The organism is Limnohabitans sp. Bal53 (assembly GCF_003063355.1).
Taxonomy (GTDB): Bacteria; Pseudomonadota; Gammaproteobacteria; order Burkholderiales; family Burkholderiaceae_C; genus Limnohabitans_A.
Map to the genome: position 1 here is coordinate 50,627 of NZ_NESH01000008.1, position 19,412 is coordinate 70,038.

Annotated in this window: 2 protein-coding genes (1 of these 2 cut by a window edge); one reads left to right on the forward strand and one right to left on the reverse strand. The window is 55.8% G+C overall.

Annotated elements, in window-relative coordinates:
- Positions 1 to 18,435, reverse strand: the 5' portion of a protein-coding gene (locus tag B9Z50_RS16440; RefSeq protein ID WP_146183238.1) for an Ig-like domain-containing protein. It extends 33,027 nt beyond the left edge of the window; 18,435 of the gene's 51,462 nt are visible here — the first part of the coding sequence; it begins with the start codon at positions 18,433 to 18,435; its stop codon lies off the left edge, out of view.
- Between the two features lie 60 nt (positions 18,436 to 18,495).
- Here B9Z50_RS16440 and B9Z50_RS17645 point away from each other — a divergent pair, with 60 nt between their 5' ends.
- Positions 18,496 to 18,639 carry a hypothetical protein gene (locus B9Z50_RS17645; RefSeq protein ID WP_158270700.1) on the forward strand — a complete coding sequence of 48 codons (144 nt, stop codon included), beginning with the start codon at positions 18,496 to 18,498 and terminating at the stop codon, positions 18,637 to 18,639.
- Positions 18,640 to 19,412: the final 773 nt, after the last annotated feature.

The following is a 19,412-nucleotide window of genomic DNA, read 5'->3' on the forward strand; positions in this document are numbered from 1 at the left end:
CACGAAAGAGCCATCGCCAAAGGTCTGGACAACCTGTGAATCTTGGTCACCGTTGACTGTACTGTTGACCATGAAGTCCTGGCCATTGGCGGCACCCAATTCGTCAAACGCCTGCGCGTAAATGTCGGTGTAGCCTTGCTGGTCTGTCGATGTCCAGACCACCATGAATTTGCCGTTTGCGAGCATCTGCACCATCGGCATTGGCTCATCGGAGCTTGTCACGCTATCAACCCTGAACTCGTCGCTCAACGCCGTACCCGCCGCATCGAAGGTTTGGGCGTAAATGTCCCAGCCTATGCCATCAGTGAACGTGGTGCGCACGAGTACGAAGCCGCCACCGACAAGCTCTTGCACCAATTGCGGGTTATCCATTCCTTTGGCGGACACCGCATCGAACATACCGCCAATCGCAACACCGTCAGCGCCGAAGACTTGCCCATGGACGTACCAAGCCGCGCTCTCATTGATCGCAGAACCGTTGCTGGCAACGCGCACCTCCAGCTCGGCACCACTGCCGACATCTGCTGCGCTCTCTAACAACACAGGCGTCACAGCCGAGGACGGTGCGCCAATTAGCGTAACCGTGTAGCCATACACATCCGCAACGCGTTGGTCGTAGGCGTACCCCGTGATGTCGACGGGAACCGTTGGTCTCGCCTGACCAGTACCCGAGTTTTCATTACCCGCAGCCGTTGCTTCAAACACAGCACCAACGACATTTTCACTTGCACCCAACGCGGTGAAGTCGGTATTACCCACGTCGGTTACGACGTAGCGAACACCCTGTTGCACGCCGCTGGCCGTCACGTTGTAAACCGGCGCTTCCCATTCCAGGAAGTCACCCGTGGCCTCAACCGTGACATTGCCGTTACGCTTACCAGCCCCGGCGTCTACCGCGGACTCGATCGAATCAATGTATACATCGCCAGCTGCCCGCAGAACAATGTCGTTACCGATGCGATCGGTATCGATGTGGAGGTCGCGGACATATGTGTCGCCACTGGTTCCAATCGTTATGGCGCCGTCGTAGGCACTCACTAAGTCGATGATTAAATCATCCGATTCGTTGATGACGATGTCACCACGACCAGTTGACACAGCGGTCAAATGGTCGGTCATGGTATTTAAGCCAATGCCCGATGCGCTGGTAACGTCAATATTATTTCCAATGAACACCGAAGCTCCATTGGAAATAATATTGGCAGCATTGAGCTTGATGGTGCCCGCCGCCTCGTCCGCTCTCACGATACCTGCGTTCACGGTCAACGTGCCCAAAATATCCATCTCGATGTTGGCTGCAGCATCAAACCCAGCGAGGCCGCCAACAAAACCACTGAGAGTCAAGCTGTCCAACTTGAGATAAATATTCTGCGCGGCACGCAACGCAAAATTGCTGCTGGAGAGTCGATCCATTTGAACGTTTATGAAGCCTGTGTCCTGGGCGACACTTTGCTTGGGCACAACCGCACTCTCGTTGGCGTTAACAATGGTTTGGGCTTGCCGCTCCCCTTTTGCCGTGACGGTGAGTGCCTGGATTTGGGAGTAGCCATAGCCGGCGGTCATGGTGCCACCAAGGTAGACGTTTTCACCGGCAATCAGCTCAAGCTTCTTACCCGCAGTCAATACCCCCTCCAGGAAACTGAGGGTGCCGCCTGTCTCCAAAATCAAAGTGTCCGCGCTTAAGACGGTTGGCAATGTCTCGGTTAATGTGCCTGGCCCAGTGACTTGTAACTCGCCGTTGACTTCCACGTAATCAGCGACGCCGAAGCTAAATGCATCTCCTGCTCGGTATTCGGTCCACACGGCACCCGATACGAATTGATACAGCTGCACATTTTGCGCCGCCACCAAGGCAATGCCACCGTTGTGGTCGAGTGAGTTGTTGGCGGTTGGTGTCGCGTCACTCCAAGCTAAGGGCTTCGCAACCGTGACTGAGCCTGACACACTGGTTAAGCGCAACATATCCCCGCTCACCAAGCCCTCGCTACCAACCCGCAAGGTCCCCTGCGCCGTCAAGTCAACGGTGCTATTTAGCGTGTTGGCAACTGCAGACTTGGCAGTTTGAGCCCGCTTAACCTCTAGGCCCGACGCTTTTTCCAAAGCACCGTCAAAGTCAGATAAGCCAATGTCACCAACGGTCGTCTGTGCATCCAACGAATTGATCGCCACCTCTAACCCGGTGATGCCAGTTCCGGCTGTCAGCGTCAGCAGGTTAGCGACCAGATCGACATCATCGTCCGCACCACCCTCGCTGATAGATCCACCTGCGTTCAGGGTAATGCCGCCAGCCGAGCTGGCTTCAGTCAACGTCTCACCGACATCGTCGAAGTCACCATCATCGTTTATGTCGTTCTGCGGCGCGTCAGCAGCTGTTGCCAAATAAATGCCCACGTCCGCGTAGCGCACCACGATATCCCCAGCTGCCGTTACGCTCAGATTGTTATCGCTGCTGTTGCTTGCCAACACCACGCTGGCCACATCTACCGAGCCCGCAGCCTCAATGACCAAGTCACCGTCGCCAATGCGGGTGTTAGAAACGACGACATCTCGCGCAGTTGCCAACGACGCGTTCTCATCTTGGTTTACGCGCACATCGCCCGCGCCGCTGGTATTGACCTGCAAGGTGTTCACCTGCGTCGCAAGGTCTACCAGCCACGATTGCCCAGTTTCGGGCGTCAGGCCTAACAAGCTCGCACGAACATCCAGGACATCAGCAACTACGCGGGTGCCCGCGCGCTGCGCCACCGCTCCTTGTGCGTAGAGAGTCACATCACCGCGCTGCACGGTTTGTATATTGCCCACACTCAGGTCATTGAGCGCAGCAGTGGCGGCACCAGGTAGGTTGGCAGTAACCAAGCGGATATCGTTGGCATCGCTCCTACCCAGCGTGCTCGCGGCGAGCACAACCAGCTCACCGTAGTTGTGGATCGTAATCGCACCGTCGGCTGCCTGGACCTCAGTCACCAGCATATCTCCGGTATTGACAATTTCGATATTTCCTGCGCTGCTCAATAGCAACCTGTCGACCGTGAGCACTGCTGTCTTCAGGGTAATGGCGTTACCTGCCTCGACCGCCAAACTGTTCGCTTGAACCAGACCTGAAATAATTTGATCGGCCGCACTAACCGCAGACACGTTGGTCAACTTTGACTGCACCACTGCACCCGAAAGCGCTGACAAAGCAACTGCCCCCGTCGCCTTTAATGTCGCGCTGTGCATGCTGATATCGCCACCGTATTGGCCGGCCGTTAACACCACATCGCCAGCCAACGCGTTCAAACTAACATCACTGTCCGCATGGATATCACCATCGCCCGCAGCCAGACCCGCCGATATCGCGATCGAGTTGGCATCAATCGAGCCACTCAAGTAGATATCTTGATCCGCGTTTAACGTGACGCTGTCAAAGATCGTTCCATCATCGCTACCCGTGAGACCGCCCAAGCTCAAGTCTGCCGCCGCATTCAATGTCAAGCTGGCGGCAGACTGCGCGACACCTTGGCTAGCCAACAACGATGCGGAGTCATCGAGCAGCAGGCTCCCGCCAGCCGTTACCGTTATTTCATTACCCGTTAGTTTTGACGCTATGGGCTTCAGCAGGCCGTCTGCGCCTGTCTGAGCCTGTCCAGCCAAGGTGAAGGTGCCCGCGGCGACAACGGACAGATCCTCAGATGCGGTCATCTTGCCGCTGATCAGCACCGAGCCACCCACATCAACGATGATGTGCCCCGCAGTCACCGAGTCAGCGGTGCCAAAGTTACTGCGCCCTGTTGCTACGTCATACCGAACATCGGTCACCAGCTCAAGCCTGGTCTCGTAAACGGGCTCGTCTTTCCATATGGTGACGGGCTTTAAGTTGACGACCTCAACATCCTTGATGCTGGTCATGTAGACCGGCCGGTAGTTGTAAAGGTTCTCCGTTTGCGTCGACACACTGTAGGTGAGCTGCACGCGCGGGTCGTACACTTTCGTTGGAGAAGCCTTCGGTGACGCCCACTGCATCGTCAGGCTGTCACTCACCTTGACCTGCGTACTGACCGTCTGCCAGCTCACTTTCCACTTAGTGAAAATCTTAAATGGACCGTACTTCACCTTCGAGAAGGTTGGCACCTGATAACTAAACTGGCTGTAGCCAGGCTTCGACGAGGTTTGTAATGTCGTACCGGTCCCCAGTGCATCAACCAGAGCCGATGGTCCAATGATGGAGCGTCCAGCGGAGTCGGTAGCGGTCTTCTGCGATTGACTGCCCTGTGCAAAGCTAGGTGCCTGACTCAGTTGCGGATACGTCTTGAATGCGCCCTCAGTAAAAGTGCCGTTGGACACACCAAGGCCATTGGTCAAGGTGTAGTTTTGGCTACCTGCAGAAGCGTAACCGACCGACCAACTGGTGGCACTGGCCGGCTTGTAGTAGTTGACGGTGGCGCCCTCCTGCACGAAGCCGAGATACTCGCCGGTCGGCTTAGCATCGACGTCCAATGTGGCCCAAACGCCGTCACTTTGACCATTCAATGTGATGTCCGTCAGGTACTTGGCTTCACCTGAAGACGCCGCACTGAGCAGCGATGCCTGTGCACCCACAGGCATCAAAATGTATTTATCACGCCAGTTAGCCAAGTCGACGTAGTAGACCTGCTTGGTCGTGTTGGATATGTCACCCGTTGGGTTCCAGTCAGGATACGTGCCATCGTCCTGCGTCAAGACACTTGCGGTACCGTTGATCGTCTGGTTGAGCTGGTAGTTGGTGTAGTCGAACTCGTAAACAGGCATGTAGCCCGTTGCGTTCAGAACCGCCCACCGCTGCGCGTCGCTTAGCTGCGCAAAGCCCTTGTAGGCCGTTGACTCAGGATCACCTGTCACGGATTCGGCCTGCCGCGTGGGCGTCTGCTCATCGCCCGCTTTGGTCCAGTCAACGATGGTAACGCCCTTGATTTGTGCACTGCGGCTGGTGTCGTTCAGGTAATGCACGCCCTCAATCAAGGTCTCGACAAACTTCAAGCTATCAGCCGCGTTCGGGTTGTAGTAGCCGATTTGGGTGAGGCTCACATCCATGGTTTCATAGCTGCTGCCAATTTGCACCTTGTCAGTGCCTACCTGCTCGGTCACCTCGGTAGGCACGATGGTGATTTCAGGCACGAGCTCAATACCCGATGCCACCTTGATGGAGCCCACCAGAACCTGGGTTTCTTTCTCCACCGTCACGTATGTGGGGACCAACACACTCTCCACAGATGCGACATTGGCGTCTGCATCCAGGGTGACGTTGGCGCCTGCAAGTAATGTCACGGTTCCCACCGCTTGCAGCAGGCCTTGGCCTGCGATCGTGATGGTTCCCCCGTCTAGATCTGCCCGGGTAAGGCTGGCCTCCATCTGCTGTCGCGTCCAGGCCATGTCAACGCCGGCATGTACATCGATATTTCCACGAGAAACAATTGTGCCGCCAATAGCGATCGCGTCGCCCCCGCTTAATAACGCCCGCCCAGTGAGGGAGGTGATATCAATCGTGCCGTTGATAGACATGGTAGGCGCCACCATGTGCACCAGTCGAGATGCCTTGGCAATCGCCGCATCAAGACCCGCCGCAACAGCACGGCCCGACAACACCAACCCATCGCGTGCCTCTAAATACAACTCGGATTCCCGCCCGGTCGCGTAGACGTAACTGCCAGAGAGAATGCCCACGCTGTCGCCGCTCACATTGAGCGCGTCGCGAACGTTGGTGTTGCGCATCAGGTTCACATCACCTGACAACGAGACAATTGAAATATCGCCCACCTTGGCGCCACCAAGATCGCCATCGGTGATCTCACGCTGCCCCAGAACGCCCTTGATCGTGACCCCATCAACCGACTCGATATCGATCACACCGCCCGAATCAGTGTCCAGTGTCCCGCCTGACTCGTAGTCGCCGTTATCGTCAAGGAGTACCTCGGTGACCCACACCCCAACCCGCGAGTTATCAATGCCAGCACGCAACCTGAGCGTCTCTTGCGCACTGACCAGCGCGTCTATATATATTTGCGAGCGCGATTGAATCAAAATATCTGCGCCCACATCGGTGGCACTCACACCGCCAAGAAGTACGATGTCACCGTCCGAGGTGATGTTTAACTCGCCGTCCACCAGCAAATCAACGTTACCGGCAGCCACGCTTGCAACACCTGCGGTTGCATCGGCGCCTGCGCTCAACGCACCCACATAGCGCGTGTCGTCTTTCTCTTCCGTCGTCGGACCGGCATTTTCGACCGTGAGTACGTTACCCGACAATGAGGCCGTATAGAAGAGGCCCTCCTTGATCAATCGCACCAGCTCCTCATTCACCATGGCCAGCGTGTAGTCCTTACCCGCGGTAACAGTGTAGGTCTTGGTATCGATCGTGACGCTGTAACGGGCACCCGCCACAACGTTCCAAAGGCTGGTGTCCACCGTCGCATCTGTTTCGGCACCGACGCTACCATCGCCCAGCACAATGGCGACCGTACCCGTATCTGGAACCGTACTGGTCATTGTTGTGACCACGTCACTAAGTAGCTTCTTATCGCCTGTGGTTAAGGTCAGAACATCACCCGATCGTGTGGCAGCGAAACCAGCGTGGGCATCAATTTTTCCGCGCAAATCATTGAGCACCGTATTGATAGTGCTGTCGCTGTCCGCTGAACTACTGAAGTCGATTTGACCGATGCGAACCGTGTAGGTCACACCGTCTACGATTTGCCAGCGAGACGCATCAACCGTTGTATCCGACCACGTGCCATAACCCGACGCATCGACCTTGGCTTGACTGTGCCGTGACATTTCATAGCCAACGCCATCAACATTGCTACCAGACTGCACGTTGAGGCTGCCAGTGGCAAACAAGACACCGCCAGTTTCAGAGCTGCCACTTAGGTCCCCTAACGTGACTTCATCCACAGCAAAAACATTGACTGACGCAGCCTTACCCGTGTAGGTTGGCAAGGCTCCCGGATTAAATGACATCACCTCGCTGGTGGGGTCATAGGCGAAGGCACTATCAGCACCCGCCCTGACCTGACCCAAAACAGAAATGCGTTGTGCTTGCAATTCGATCGCACTACCGTCGCCTGTACTCATCAACTGTGCGTCATCAGATAAGCGCAAGGTACCACCTGCGGAAACGCTCAACAAGGTGTGCGCCTCCGCGATCACCGCTGTCGATTCACCCTCGATGCTCGCAATCGTCGGCGCGTCGCCACCCATGGTGACCGCATCGCCAGCGACCAACACAAGCGACGCGCCAGATGACTGCGCGCTCAGAGCCATGTTGGCAACCTCAATATCGTCGCCCGCCTCGATGAACATAGAACCGACGATGCCAATCGCGCCATGCAGGTAGACGTCGTCTACCGCGCTGATGATGAGCTCAAAATCATCGTCTGCCGCGGTGGCTTGGTTGTTGCGCAAAACACCTGCAACATCCACATGTTGCCCGCTGAGGACGATCAGATTGTCTGACTCGAGCCAGCCGCTGGCCTCACTCAGCGTTAGCGTGCCGGTGGCAGAACTCGCCTGAATCAACTCAAGCCCGGCGCTACCCCTTCCAACGTTGCTGTCAATCACCACATCGTTGACACCGAACAGCACAATTTGACTGCCTGCATCGAGGGTGTTGAATGTCGCCGTTCCGTCAGTTAGCAAGCTCACCTCACCCGCCACGACGTCGCTACCCGCTCCGATCAAAATATCGCGCTGCGCGGTCAAACTTCCCTTGAGTGCCAGAGTGCCGGAGCTGTTGATAATGATGCTCGCACCATCGCCACGCGCGATAAAGTCTCCCTGCATCGTGGTATCACCCGATAGGTTGAAGACCATACTGCCGGACAAGGTCTCAATCAGGCTGGTGCCCTCAAAAGTGACCGCCTGATTGCCCGTATCTCCCGTACCGGCATATAGGTTGACGGCACTGTAGCCCCGAATGGCACCAGCAATCGAGATAGCGCCAGTCGGTGCGGCTGCGCTGCCTAGATTAACGACAGAGCCCTGTCCACTGGCGTCAACCGCGTAAGTGCGCGAGGACGTTGTCGCGCCACCAGTCGGTGAGAGCGCTTTAATTTGGGTAAATCCCAGGCGCTCTGCACCGCCATCGACACCCAAAAAGGCGGTTTCTTCGATGCGCATTTCATAGAAGCTGGTCAGCATCAAGCGGCCATCGCTCAATGCCACGTTCACCTTGGATCCGAAGAAGGCGCTGATCTGCGCCTGCAAATCGGCAACGACGGCATTGATGCCTCCGGCGCTGCTCGTGCGGACACCGTCTAACTGAATGTCGAGTGATCGATCGACTGTTCCCTCCTCGACGGTGAGCTTGAAACCGGTCACTGGCGCGCTGAAGTGCCCGTCTGCAAACTCCACAAATCCGTCGGCGACGATTTCATGCGTCCAAGACGGTGTCAAGACAGCCAGATCACCGTCTGCTGACAGGGTGATGCTGGAATCCTCCTGCCACGTCTTGAGTTGCACGCCGCCACCAATCACGATACCTAGGTCGGCCCAAGGGTCGGCGTCAGTAGCGATATGCGGGCTCACACCGCCTTGGACATCAATCACCTTTCCGGCCATCAGGTCACGGCCTAAGCGAATCTGTCCTGAAGCATTGACATAAATCTCAGAATCGCCGGCAGAATTCTGAACCGTACTGCCCAGGTACCCGCCCACGCTGTCGTAGTGGTCGGACACCGCTCCACCGGCGACGACTTGACCCAAAATCAACGCATCCTGCGACGAGCTGAGTTGAATAACCCCAGCGGGGTTGGATACCGCGACCACGGCCGCACCCGCAACGTTCAAGCCGATTTGATCGCTACTAACGCCGCCTGAAAGCTTGATTGACTGGCTTGCGTGGATGCGCGCACCGACCTCAACAGTCGCGCCACTTAGCGCCAATGTGTCAACACCAAGATCTAGTTTGCCGACCGTTTGAATGTCAACACGGGATAGCTCGTTGCTCCACGTGATGGACTCTCCCGTCAACACGCCTGCATCGAAAGACTGCACCACGCTGCCGCCGGAGAGGACCATACCGCCGAGCACCACATCACCATCGACTGCAATGTCCACCAAACCGCCAGATAGATCGCTGGTCCAGCCAGCGGCCGTAATACCCGCCGCTGTGTCTAGATAAACAGAGGTGTAGTTGTCATCGCTGCCAGGTACACCCGTGGTTCGCAACGTCACGGACTTGGCCGCAGCGAGGCTGTTATTCAGTAATATCTGCTGCCCGGCGGTGATGGCAATCGTCGAGTCGGGGCCTAAATAGGTTGTACCCGTGTTGCCTCGAATCGCGCCAGCCAGAATCGCACCGTGAATTTCTACATCCTGCGCGCCGTCGATTGTCACGCTGGATCCTGCAGCATTACTGGATAACGTTGACGAGCCATGAACGTAGACGCTCACACCGTCCAAGGGCATGTCAGCCCCTTGCGCGCCCTCACCTACGAGCGTGATATTTCCGTTAATTCTTGCCTCGCCCTGCCAATAGACGCTGCGCTCAGAGGTGATGCTCAAATCAGACCCAGCGCCCTGCAGGTCGATCACACCACCACTCACAATGGCATCGCCCACGACGTCAACAATAAAGTCAGAATCCGCTTGGAGCGTCGTGATGGATCCTGTCAGCAGGAAGCCTGCACCACGCTGCCCTAACAGTACCGGAACCTCCATCACCTCGATGGCATCTGTCGTACCGTCGTTATCACTGTCATTGGCGTAAATCAAATACTGGTTGTTATCGCCGTCACTTAGCAGCCACCGCTTTGTGGGTGTGCTGGGTGCCCCTGCTGCAGCGTAATCGACTGTGAGTGCGCTGAGGAGTTGCTTGCCAACTGAGGCACCTGCGTTGTAGTAAACCGTTCCCGTGTACGCCAACAAACCCGCCTGCTGTAGCACCACGCTCTGCTGTTGCGTACTTAGCGCATCGAATGGGGTGCCAGCAGATGGGATGCCGTCTGTTAACGCGTTCCAAGTGATCTCGCTGTTCGCGTAATCAGCATCCGCGCTACTCCCCTCGACAAATCCTAGGCGATAGGAATTGGCCGCCGAGGCGTTGAAGTAAACCAGGCCACTCCAACGCGTGTAGTCCAACTCAGACAACACCTGGTCTTGCTGCGCAGATGACAAATCAGCCCACGCCGCACCAGGCTCACCCACCGGCATGATGCCCCAATCAAGCTGCGTGGCGTCGTAGTCGCCCCCAACACCCTCTACCAAACTGGCCTTGACGCTGATACTCTGATCAGCGTTGAATTTAACGTAAACCTCCTGATCTACTGCATTAAAGCCAAGCTCACTGGCGACCACGGCGCGCTGCGCGACGCTCAGCTGCTCAAAAGTCGTGTTGAGGGCGGGTGCGGGCACTCCCCCCCAATCCATGGTGCTCAGATCGTAGGCGCCGCCGCCCTCAGCGAAACCACTCACCCAAACTTCAGATAACGGCGCCTGTGCATTGAAGAAATGCACGCCATCGAAACGCTCGTAGCCTAAGCTTCTCGCCACCACCTCTTTTTGCGCGTCTGTGAGGTCGTTAAATACCGTGCCCGCTGCTGGTTCGCCGACATCACCCCAATAGATATTGTCGTTCCGGTAGTCAGGCGTTACACCTTGCGTAAACGTGCGCTCCTGACCGACCTGTGTCAGGTCCCGAACAACGAGGTTTTTACCAGTAGGTGCTGTGGCACTGAAGAAACTAATCTCCTCGCCCGCCGTCTTGATAGCATCTAGCGCATTAACCACGACCGCTTTCTGGTCATCACTGAGATCCCAGTAAGGCGTCTCACTCAATGGCATCAATTTGGCAACGACAACCGCCAACTGGTCGCCCGTTAGCGCGTTCAACGGATTGTGCTCAACAGCGATTTTTTCGTCGCTCACGCTCAACACAAAGACTTGCGCACCAGGCGCCGCCCGCACGGAAATCTGCGTGACGCTCTCGCTTGGCGATGCCAAGGCAAGCGCACTTGCCAGTGACTCAGCGACCTGAGCCTGCGTCTCTGCGTCTGTTGCGCCGATATCCTCAGCACGAACCGTATAGAGCACCTCGATGTCATTGATATCCAACGACAAGAGATCGTCAACGTCAAACGTACCGGACAAGGTCAGCTGGCTGCCATCAACAACCAAACGCTCATCGGTGCTGACGATGTTGATTCCAGCGGCAGCCAACTGGTTCACCGTGATGCTTGAAATAGCCGAGCCATCCTCAGTGGTCTGACTTTGCGTAGAGAAGTCCAGCGTGGTCGTCGTGCTGCTTTGCGCATTGACAGCGTCCTGCCCGTCATTCATGCTCAGCGCAAGCGCGTAGGCCACCGCGTCTATCGTCGCGGCATCTGTCTCGCCAATGTCTGCATCCAATACCGTATAGCTGTAGGTGACGCCGTCAATAACGACACTCACCACATCGCCGGCGACAAACTCACCGCTCAACGTTAGACGGTCAGTTTGTGCAGGAACGAACGCCACGAGGCTATCAACTATCTGCTTCTGCGCATCACTCAGGTCAGCGTAAAGCGTACCTGTTGACGGTTTCTCCACTTCGCCCCACTGCGCATCAGAGATGACCATGCCGTACTCAAGCGTTGAGCCGTCGCGCCACTCATCCAGACTCACCGAAGAAAAATCAAATGGTTCAGCTGACCACTCACTGACCGGAATCAAGTTGTAGTCGAAGTGGTAGTCCAACGTATTGGCGACCACTAGTTTTTGCGCAGATGTCAAGTCATCGTCGAAGTTGGCATCCATCGCGGGAGTAGGCACGCCTGCGCTGACCCAATCAATCAAGGCGTTGTTGTAGTCAGGCTGCGCACCCTCTAGGAACCCGATCACAACCTCGTCACCCTGCTCTGCGAAACGGTTGAAATAGACGGTCCCCTCGTGGCGCGTGTATCCCAAGGCCATGCCGATAGCGTCTTGCTGCTCAGGCGTCAGCGCCGTAAATGCACTACCGGCTGCTGGCTTACCATCCACGCCCCAATTAATCCGCGGGTCATCGACGCTGTACGCAACGACGGGACCGTCACCAATGGTGGTAAAGAACCGCCCAGTTGAGGGGTTGAAGTAGCCGCCCTCGGTGAACACCTGATAGCCCTGTGCAGCCGCAATTTGTAAGCGTGTGGCTTCGGGCAAGTCGCCAAACGGCAAGTAGTTCGCGACCGCTGTTAAAACGCTTGTCCCTGTCTCCAAGCTCAAGCTGCCGCCGGTGAAGAGCGCCTTGAGCGCATCCGCTGCAACTGGCCCAGCCGGTCCAGCATTGAGACCGGCCAAAATGGCAGCAACCTCAACGCTGCGGGTCTCCTGTGTGAGCACAGACCCGTTCAGGCTATTGAAATATGACGAGTTAGGGTTGGTGACCTCGCTCGCACTGAGGCTCATGTTGCCAGCAGCGGTGAGCGAGCCGGCGAGCATCATTTCACCGGGAGTGCTTAAGTTGAGCGTGGAGCCGCTACCCGTTAATTGATAGTCGTTGTTGGCGTCTAAAGTAGCGCCAGAGACCACCGCGCTGCCGCCCATCAAATGAATGTAACCATCGGCATTGGACGCGCTACCCGCCCGCAACGTGATGCTGCCATTGTCATAACGTGTTGCAAACGTGCCGCCTTGCAGCAGGGTCAAACCCGTACCAGCATCGACCGCAATCGAGGCGCCGGTTCCTTGGTTGACACCTGCGTACATGCCCGCCGCGCTGTAAATAGAGCCCGACGTTGCAATGCGAAGCACACTATCCGAGGCAAGTGTCTGCAGGGTTGCGCCTTGGTCGGCTGTCAGGCTATTGATTTCATCGCCGTACGTCACCAACCCGGCAACACCCGTGCTAGCAGTGACATCAATGTCAATCAGATTGTCGGCGATGACCCAACCACTGACCAACATTTGCTCCGTGACACGCGCGACGATGCTGGACGCTGTCAGACCCGCGTCAGGGGCACCCGCCGGAGCGTTTTGGTTTTGTCGCTGTACCTCAAGGATACGTGCCTCAAGGGTCAGCAGCGTGCTGCTCTGTACATCACCAACAATTTCGATCCTGTCCGCAAGAAACGTCGTCGTGTCATCAAGCCTAGCTGAGAAGACCGAGCCGCCCACAGCGGCATTTTCCAAATCACCTACACGCATCACACTGCCGGCATGCGCGTGCCCAATCGTGATACTGCTGAAACCATCCGCCAATGCGGACATATCGCGCGCGCCCAGATCTAAAAACCCCGTGTTACCCTCAGTAGAATAATCAACGCCCAACGGTGACTGGGCTGCACCGCCAATGCGATAGCCCTGTGCATCAGTCATTGTGCGGATGACAAGTGCACCAGAGCCAGATACGCTGTTGGCGCCTGATGCAAAGTCCATGTCGTCGGCACGCAAGTCGATAGAACCACCAGACGCCGTCGCAATCACGCCCGAAGTCAGACTGAGCCTAGCCTCAAGAGCCGCCAGCGCGATATCGATCGACCCCTTAGCAGCATAGAGACCACCATTGGCGCGAGAACCATCAACAATATTGAGGTTGTTGGCTTCACGCACGATGATGTCCTCGTCCCCGCTGACGCCTGCGGTACCGCGGTTCTGGACCGTTAGGCCTGCGAGCTCGGTATTCAGGGTGCCGTGGATACCAGAGGCCGCGATATTGAAAGTTGCTAAGGGACCAACCAAATGCGCGTTGGTAACGTCAAGAACACCAGCGGCATCAAGCGTCATCCCTGTGCTGCCCCAGCTTGCATTCTCAGCTGATGAAATCGTGGTTTGTGCAGCAGAGTCCGTTAGTTTGATGACATCAAGACTGTCATTGAAGTCAATCTCGCGACGACTGCCATTCGTCTTAACTACCAACTCGTGATCGTTGAACTCAATCGGCTCACTTGATATGAACGGAGACAAAATTAAGCGGTCATAGCCCTCGCCGCCTAAAACGTTGGCGTAGCCTGCCAAAGAGGCGTAAATCACGTCATCACCACGCCCACCATCCACGGTGTCAGAGGTCCCGCTAACGGTAATAGTATCTGCACCGCCGCCAGCGGAAATCGTGTTGGCGCCAGCACCCATATCGATAATTTCAGCGCCCTCACCGCCCTTAAAGGTGTCGTTGCCATCGCCGCCAGAGAACGTCAGGCCACTGCGCACACCGCCGACAAATACGTCGTTGCCAGCACCGCCGCGAATACTCGACCCCGCCGCGCCGCCGTAAATGATGAACGTGTCACTGCCCAACCCGCCATCGAAGTCAAGTCGCGCTGAAACGTTCTCGCCGACGTAAATCGTGTCATTACCCTTACCACCATTGGCAACGATGCGCGTGACCTGCGATGCTGAATAAGTTTTCTTCTCGCCCATCGATGACACCGTGATCGTGCCGCCACTTTGCTCAATGCTGTAGGACTCATTGATTAAGTCGTCGTAAAGCTTACCGCTGCCGTAGCGACCGGACTTGTCACCCATATTCAGGTACAAGGTTCCACCGTCGCGGTAGCTGATGACCGGCGGATCACCAAAGCTCCAAGATTGGCTACCCGAGACCTTGATACCCATAAAGGTCACGGTCGCCCGCATTGATGCATAAGTGGGGCTAAGCTCAAAGCTACCGCTAAAGCCAGCTAATCTCGTACTGAAGGTCTTGTTATACGACGGAATCTTGACGCCAAACACCTTGCCGCCACCAATCTTGATCGTCACGGAGACATCAATAGAACCCCAAATGCTCGCACCAAAACTCGGTTGGCTACTGAAGTGAAGGCTCATGCCGCCATTTATCTTCAGCGGACCTAACGGGATGTGTACGGACACGCCCCCCGTTAAGTCAAAGTTACCAGCAGAGTCTAGGTAGCCAGCAACATCGACATTAAGAACATTGAAGAAGTTGAGTTTTCCGCTGAATTCAAGTTTGAAAACATTCTTGACAATACTGAGATTGCCAGAGAAGTCCACGTTAAATGCAAGGACTTTCAACTGACCGTCAAGCCCCATGTTAAAAAGCGTGTTGGCAGCAATTGTGTGGGACACACCATTGACCGGGAGCGTTGTATAGGCGACTGAGCTGGTGTTGATCTGAACCGTCGCAGACGCCTTGATGTTCATGATCGAGACGCCCATGTTCACATTCATAGAGGCGTACATTGCAAAGAACGCTTTACCCCGTGTGTCCATGCCAAAGGCTGCGGCGCCTGTGAAGCCGATTTCTCCAAAAGCTCCCAGATCAAGCGTCACGTCAAGTGCCGCTTGAACGCCGTTACTGTCGATCAACAGGTCCACCGCGCCTTTTAACTCGATGGGACCGACCTCGATACTCGCTTGTCCCGCGATACGGAGCATGTAAGGCTGCAGCGCAACCTCCACAGCTTCGCCATTTTTATCGTAGAAGGTGCCTGTCTCGGGATCTCGACCACGCACTTTTTGGGAAACGCTGGTTGTGTTGATTTGGAATAAGAAACGACCCTTGACGCTAAAGATACCGCCACCGTCGATGATGGTTGAGTCACTGTTAGCCGCACCAACCTCTAAGCTGCCATAAAGACCTGTCTCATTGCCTCTGGGCGATGCATCCACCACCAAGCCCAAGGTTCCCGTCACGCCAAGCGGCTCAAGGACAGGCAGGTCGAGCACCGCTGTCACACCAAGCTCCATGGTGACTTTGCTACCACTTTGTGCAACGATGAGTGCAAAGTCCCCTTTGAGGTCTAGCGCGCCATTGAATAAATCCAGATTACCCGCGCCAGTCAAGGCCACATACATACCAGTCCAGCTGGCGTCCTTGCCGGGTGGGTAAGCGCCAATCGAGAAGGTGTCGAATCCAGTGGAATCCCGGAAAGTCTCCGGAACGACGTAAGTGATCTCTTTACCGAAGGTATTGAGTGTAAGTTGCAGATCTGCATTTAAGTCAACAACCGGGCCTAGCTCCAGCGACTGGCTCAAGTCCATACGAAGCGCCACACCGCCATCGTTTATGACCAATAAGCCTGTTGCCTCTTGTGTCAGATTAAAGTCATCGGGCCCGATCTGAACGTTCACGTCAGCGAACGCCGTCAACCCATCGGTTTCGTCTAGACGGAAGTCCATGACGCCGTTCATCGATACGAGGCCAAACAAATCGACCTCGGCTTTACCGAACAGACGGAAAAACTGTCCCGAGTAATCTAAAACGATTGGCTCCGACGGGTTTCCTGTCGCAATCGCGTAACCAGCGTTAACGATATCGTTGCTTAGATCGCTGTCCTGGTTGACGGTCAGTGAAGTGTCTTGCCAGGTGCTCTGCGAAAAGTCTATCGTCGTGAGGCTTACATTCACATCTAAGTTAGGGTCGTATCGCACACGACCCGTATTGGGGTCCTGCTCAAACTGATCAACACCTAGAGAGAAGCGTGCGCCCGTGTTGATTTCTATCGCCATCTCCTCGGCTTGCATCGTGACACCCGGGACACCGTTTAGGCCCATGTAATCCACGGTCGCGCGCCCAGCCATGTAGGCGCCAATATCAACGCCCTCGGCACTGATCACCAGCTCTTTACCAACGATCAATCCAACATCGAGATCCTCAATAACGATACCGATGGCATTCTCATTGACGGCATCGTCTTCATCAATCCGTCCATCCGCATTGCTGTCGTAGAAGTAACCTTGAACGCTGGCAATACGCGAACCGTCACTGCTCAGCAAGAAACCGTCGCTGTTAACCCTTTGTCCAGCTTCATCTCTGTAATACCCCAAGTCCTCGTCTTCGACCGTGTAGAGCTGGGTCAAAAGGTCATCGCTCTTGAGGTAGGCGCCAGACTGACCCTCGACCTTCGCTGGCATCCCCAGGAAGGCATTGGCATCGTTGATACCAATAGCCAGAGACGTCACAATCGTCTCCTCACCGTTGGAGAGCGTGACGGTCTCCGACCCCTTTTTGGTCATGGCCATCGATGCAGACATTTGCATGAAACCAGCTAAATTGATGTCCGCGTAACCAATCTCTGCCTGAATCACCTCCTCGGCGAAGTCGAGGAATACGCCGTTGTTCCCACCCGCTGCGACCATGAAGCCAGCGCTATCGATCACACCGTTGTTATTGCGATCCTCACTGAGTTGTAATAGACCATCAAAATTCAGGTCCTCACCTGCATCCAGTTTCAGGTTACCGTTGCTATCTTCTCCCGTAAATAAGAGACCATCGCCGTCTTCATCTTCTGTGTAGTTTCTGAAAGACGGACTTAGCTGGTAGTTGATGGATGGCGGGCCAAACAGCTGCAACGCCGCATTGACTGGCGCCGGCGCTTTGGGTATCACGAAGGTGTTGATGTTGACCTCAACGTCTTGCGCACCCACATCGAGAAAGGACGGGTCAATGCCCACTAGCGAGGCTGAAGCAACGCTTGCTTTGGCAGAAATGAACTGCGGCGCATACTGGTCTAACCCTGGCAACGCAGTTAACAAAGTAGGCGTCATAATCGCCAGGCCAAGATCAACATCTGTGACCTCTAAGCCGATCGCGCTCTCGTCGATCAGGTCAGGGATGCCATCTGGCACGCCGTTGGGGCCTGTCTCGTCCGCACCGTACCGGTAGGGACCATTCACGCCCGCAAACCCGGTGAGATTGGCCCCGCCAAAGGTCACTGACGAGACCTCCATATCGACCGTGCTACCCGCGCCAACGCTATCTAACAGCGGAGCGATACCCCCCATATCAACAGTCACACCGTACGTAGCACCCTGCTGAAATGACAACGATCCGCGTAAGAACAAAAAATCCGCTAACGCAATATCAGCCAGGCCGATGTCAACACCAACAGATTTACTACCACCGAAATCGATATAAATGATCTCTTTTATTCGGTCACCGTCGGCATCAAGTAAGAACCCCTCCTTGTTGACGCGGTTATCATATTTATCTTTGTAATAGCCTCTCGCCTCATCCTCGATTGTGTAAGCCGCAGCGTCCTCATCCTCGCTTTTCACGTAGGCGCCTGTCTGAATGGGCGCTCCTTTAGGAACCGCTGACACGCCCTCGGATGCGGCGATACCGGGGAAGCTAGCCTCCCAATCAATGACCGGCGCACGGAAAAGTCCACCAGGCCAGTCGCTGCCATTCGTGTTCAGTCGCAGGGAGATATCCTGCATATCGATGCTTAAAACATCACCACCACCAACAAACGCGGCACGGTCAGCACTTACCTTGGCTGCAGAGAAGCTATCAAATGCGCCGCCAACAAGTGCTCTGACTGCAGCGGGTAAAGTGGACGCCATGTTGGCATAGGCAAAGTCAACATCTTGAAATACCACGCCAAATAAGTCATCTGACGAAGACCAGTCGCTCTGATCAAAATCGGGAGATCCCGTACCCACAAACAAGTCGATATTGCTGGCACCAAAGTATGTGGTGGCCACATCAAAATTGGTTATTTTTTGGCCGTCGTAACTGAGCTTGCTACCCGTAGTAGCTTCGAGAGCCTGACCGATGCCATCCAACACGGAGTCCAGTCCTGCCCCAGACAAACCCTTTGGCAAACCGGTGTCCAAAGTGACCAGTTGCTGGGGGCCCTTCTCAAAGTTGAAGCTGCCCTGCGCGTGGATGAAGCCGGCGATGTCCATGCGCATGTCCTCAACGGACACGCCCAAGCGTTGATTGCCGTCAAAGTCCAGCGTGATGAGCTGGTCGATGCGCGCGCCTAAGTCGTCTAGCAAGAAGCCTTGCGCGTTGACCCGCTGGCCCAAACTGTCGGTGTAGTAGCCCAGGGCTTCGTCTTCTACAGCGTATTCGCTGGTGTCTTCGTCTTCGCTCTTGAGGTAGGCACCGGTCTTGATGCCCAGGCCCGCAGCGGTGCCCGCCTCGTCATCAGCAGGGAAACTCGCCGCCCAGTCAATGACGGCAGGCCCCATCTCCAAAGGCGTACCAGGGAACCAGTTCGCATCGTTATCGTTTAAGCGCAGCTCTAGGTTCTTGGCCTCAACGTTGAGGATCTCGCCTCCACCAACAAAGGCAGCGCTCTCCGCATTGAGCTTGGCAGCGTAGAAGCTGTCCAGCGCACCCAGGAACGGTGCCTTGAGCACAGCAGGCAAGGTGGTTTGCATGTTGGCGTAGGCAAAGTCCACCCCCTCAAACGCGAAGCCAAACAGGCCTGAGGTCTCACTCCATTTGTCTTGGTCAAAGTCTGGGCTGCCGTAGCCCACGAACACGTTGATGTCGCTTGCCCCAAAGTACGACACGGCCACGTCCCAACCCGTAATCGTGCCTAAGTTCTCTGAGAGCTGCGCGCCCGTGCCTGCCTCAAGCAGCGTGCCAAAGATGTCATGTATCCCCTCACCCGCAGCCGTGGAGGCCAAGCCCTGTGGTAATCCAGTACCCAAAGTGACCAGTTGCTGGGGGCCCTTCTCAAAGTTGAAGCTGCCCTGCGCGTGGATGAAGCCGGCGATGTCCATGCGCATGTCCTCAACGGACACGCCCA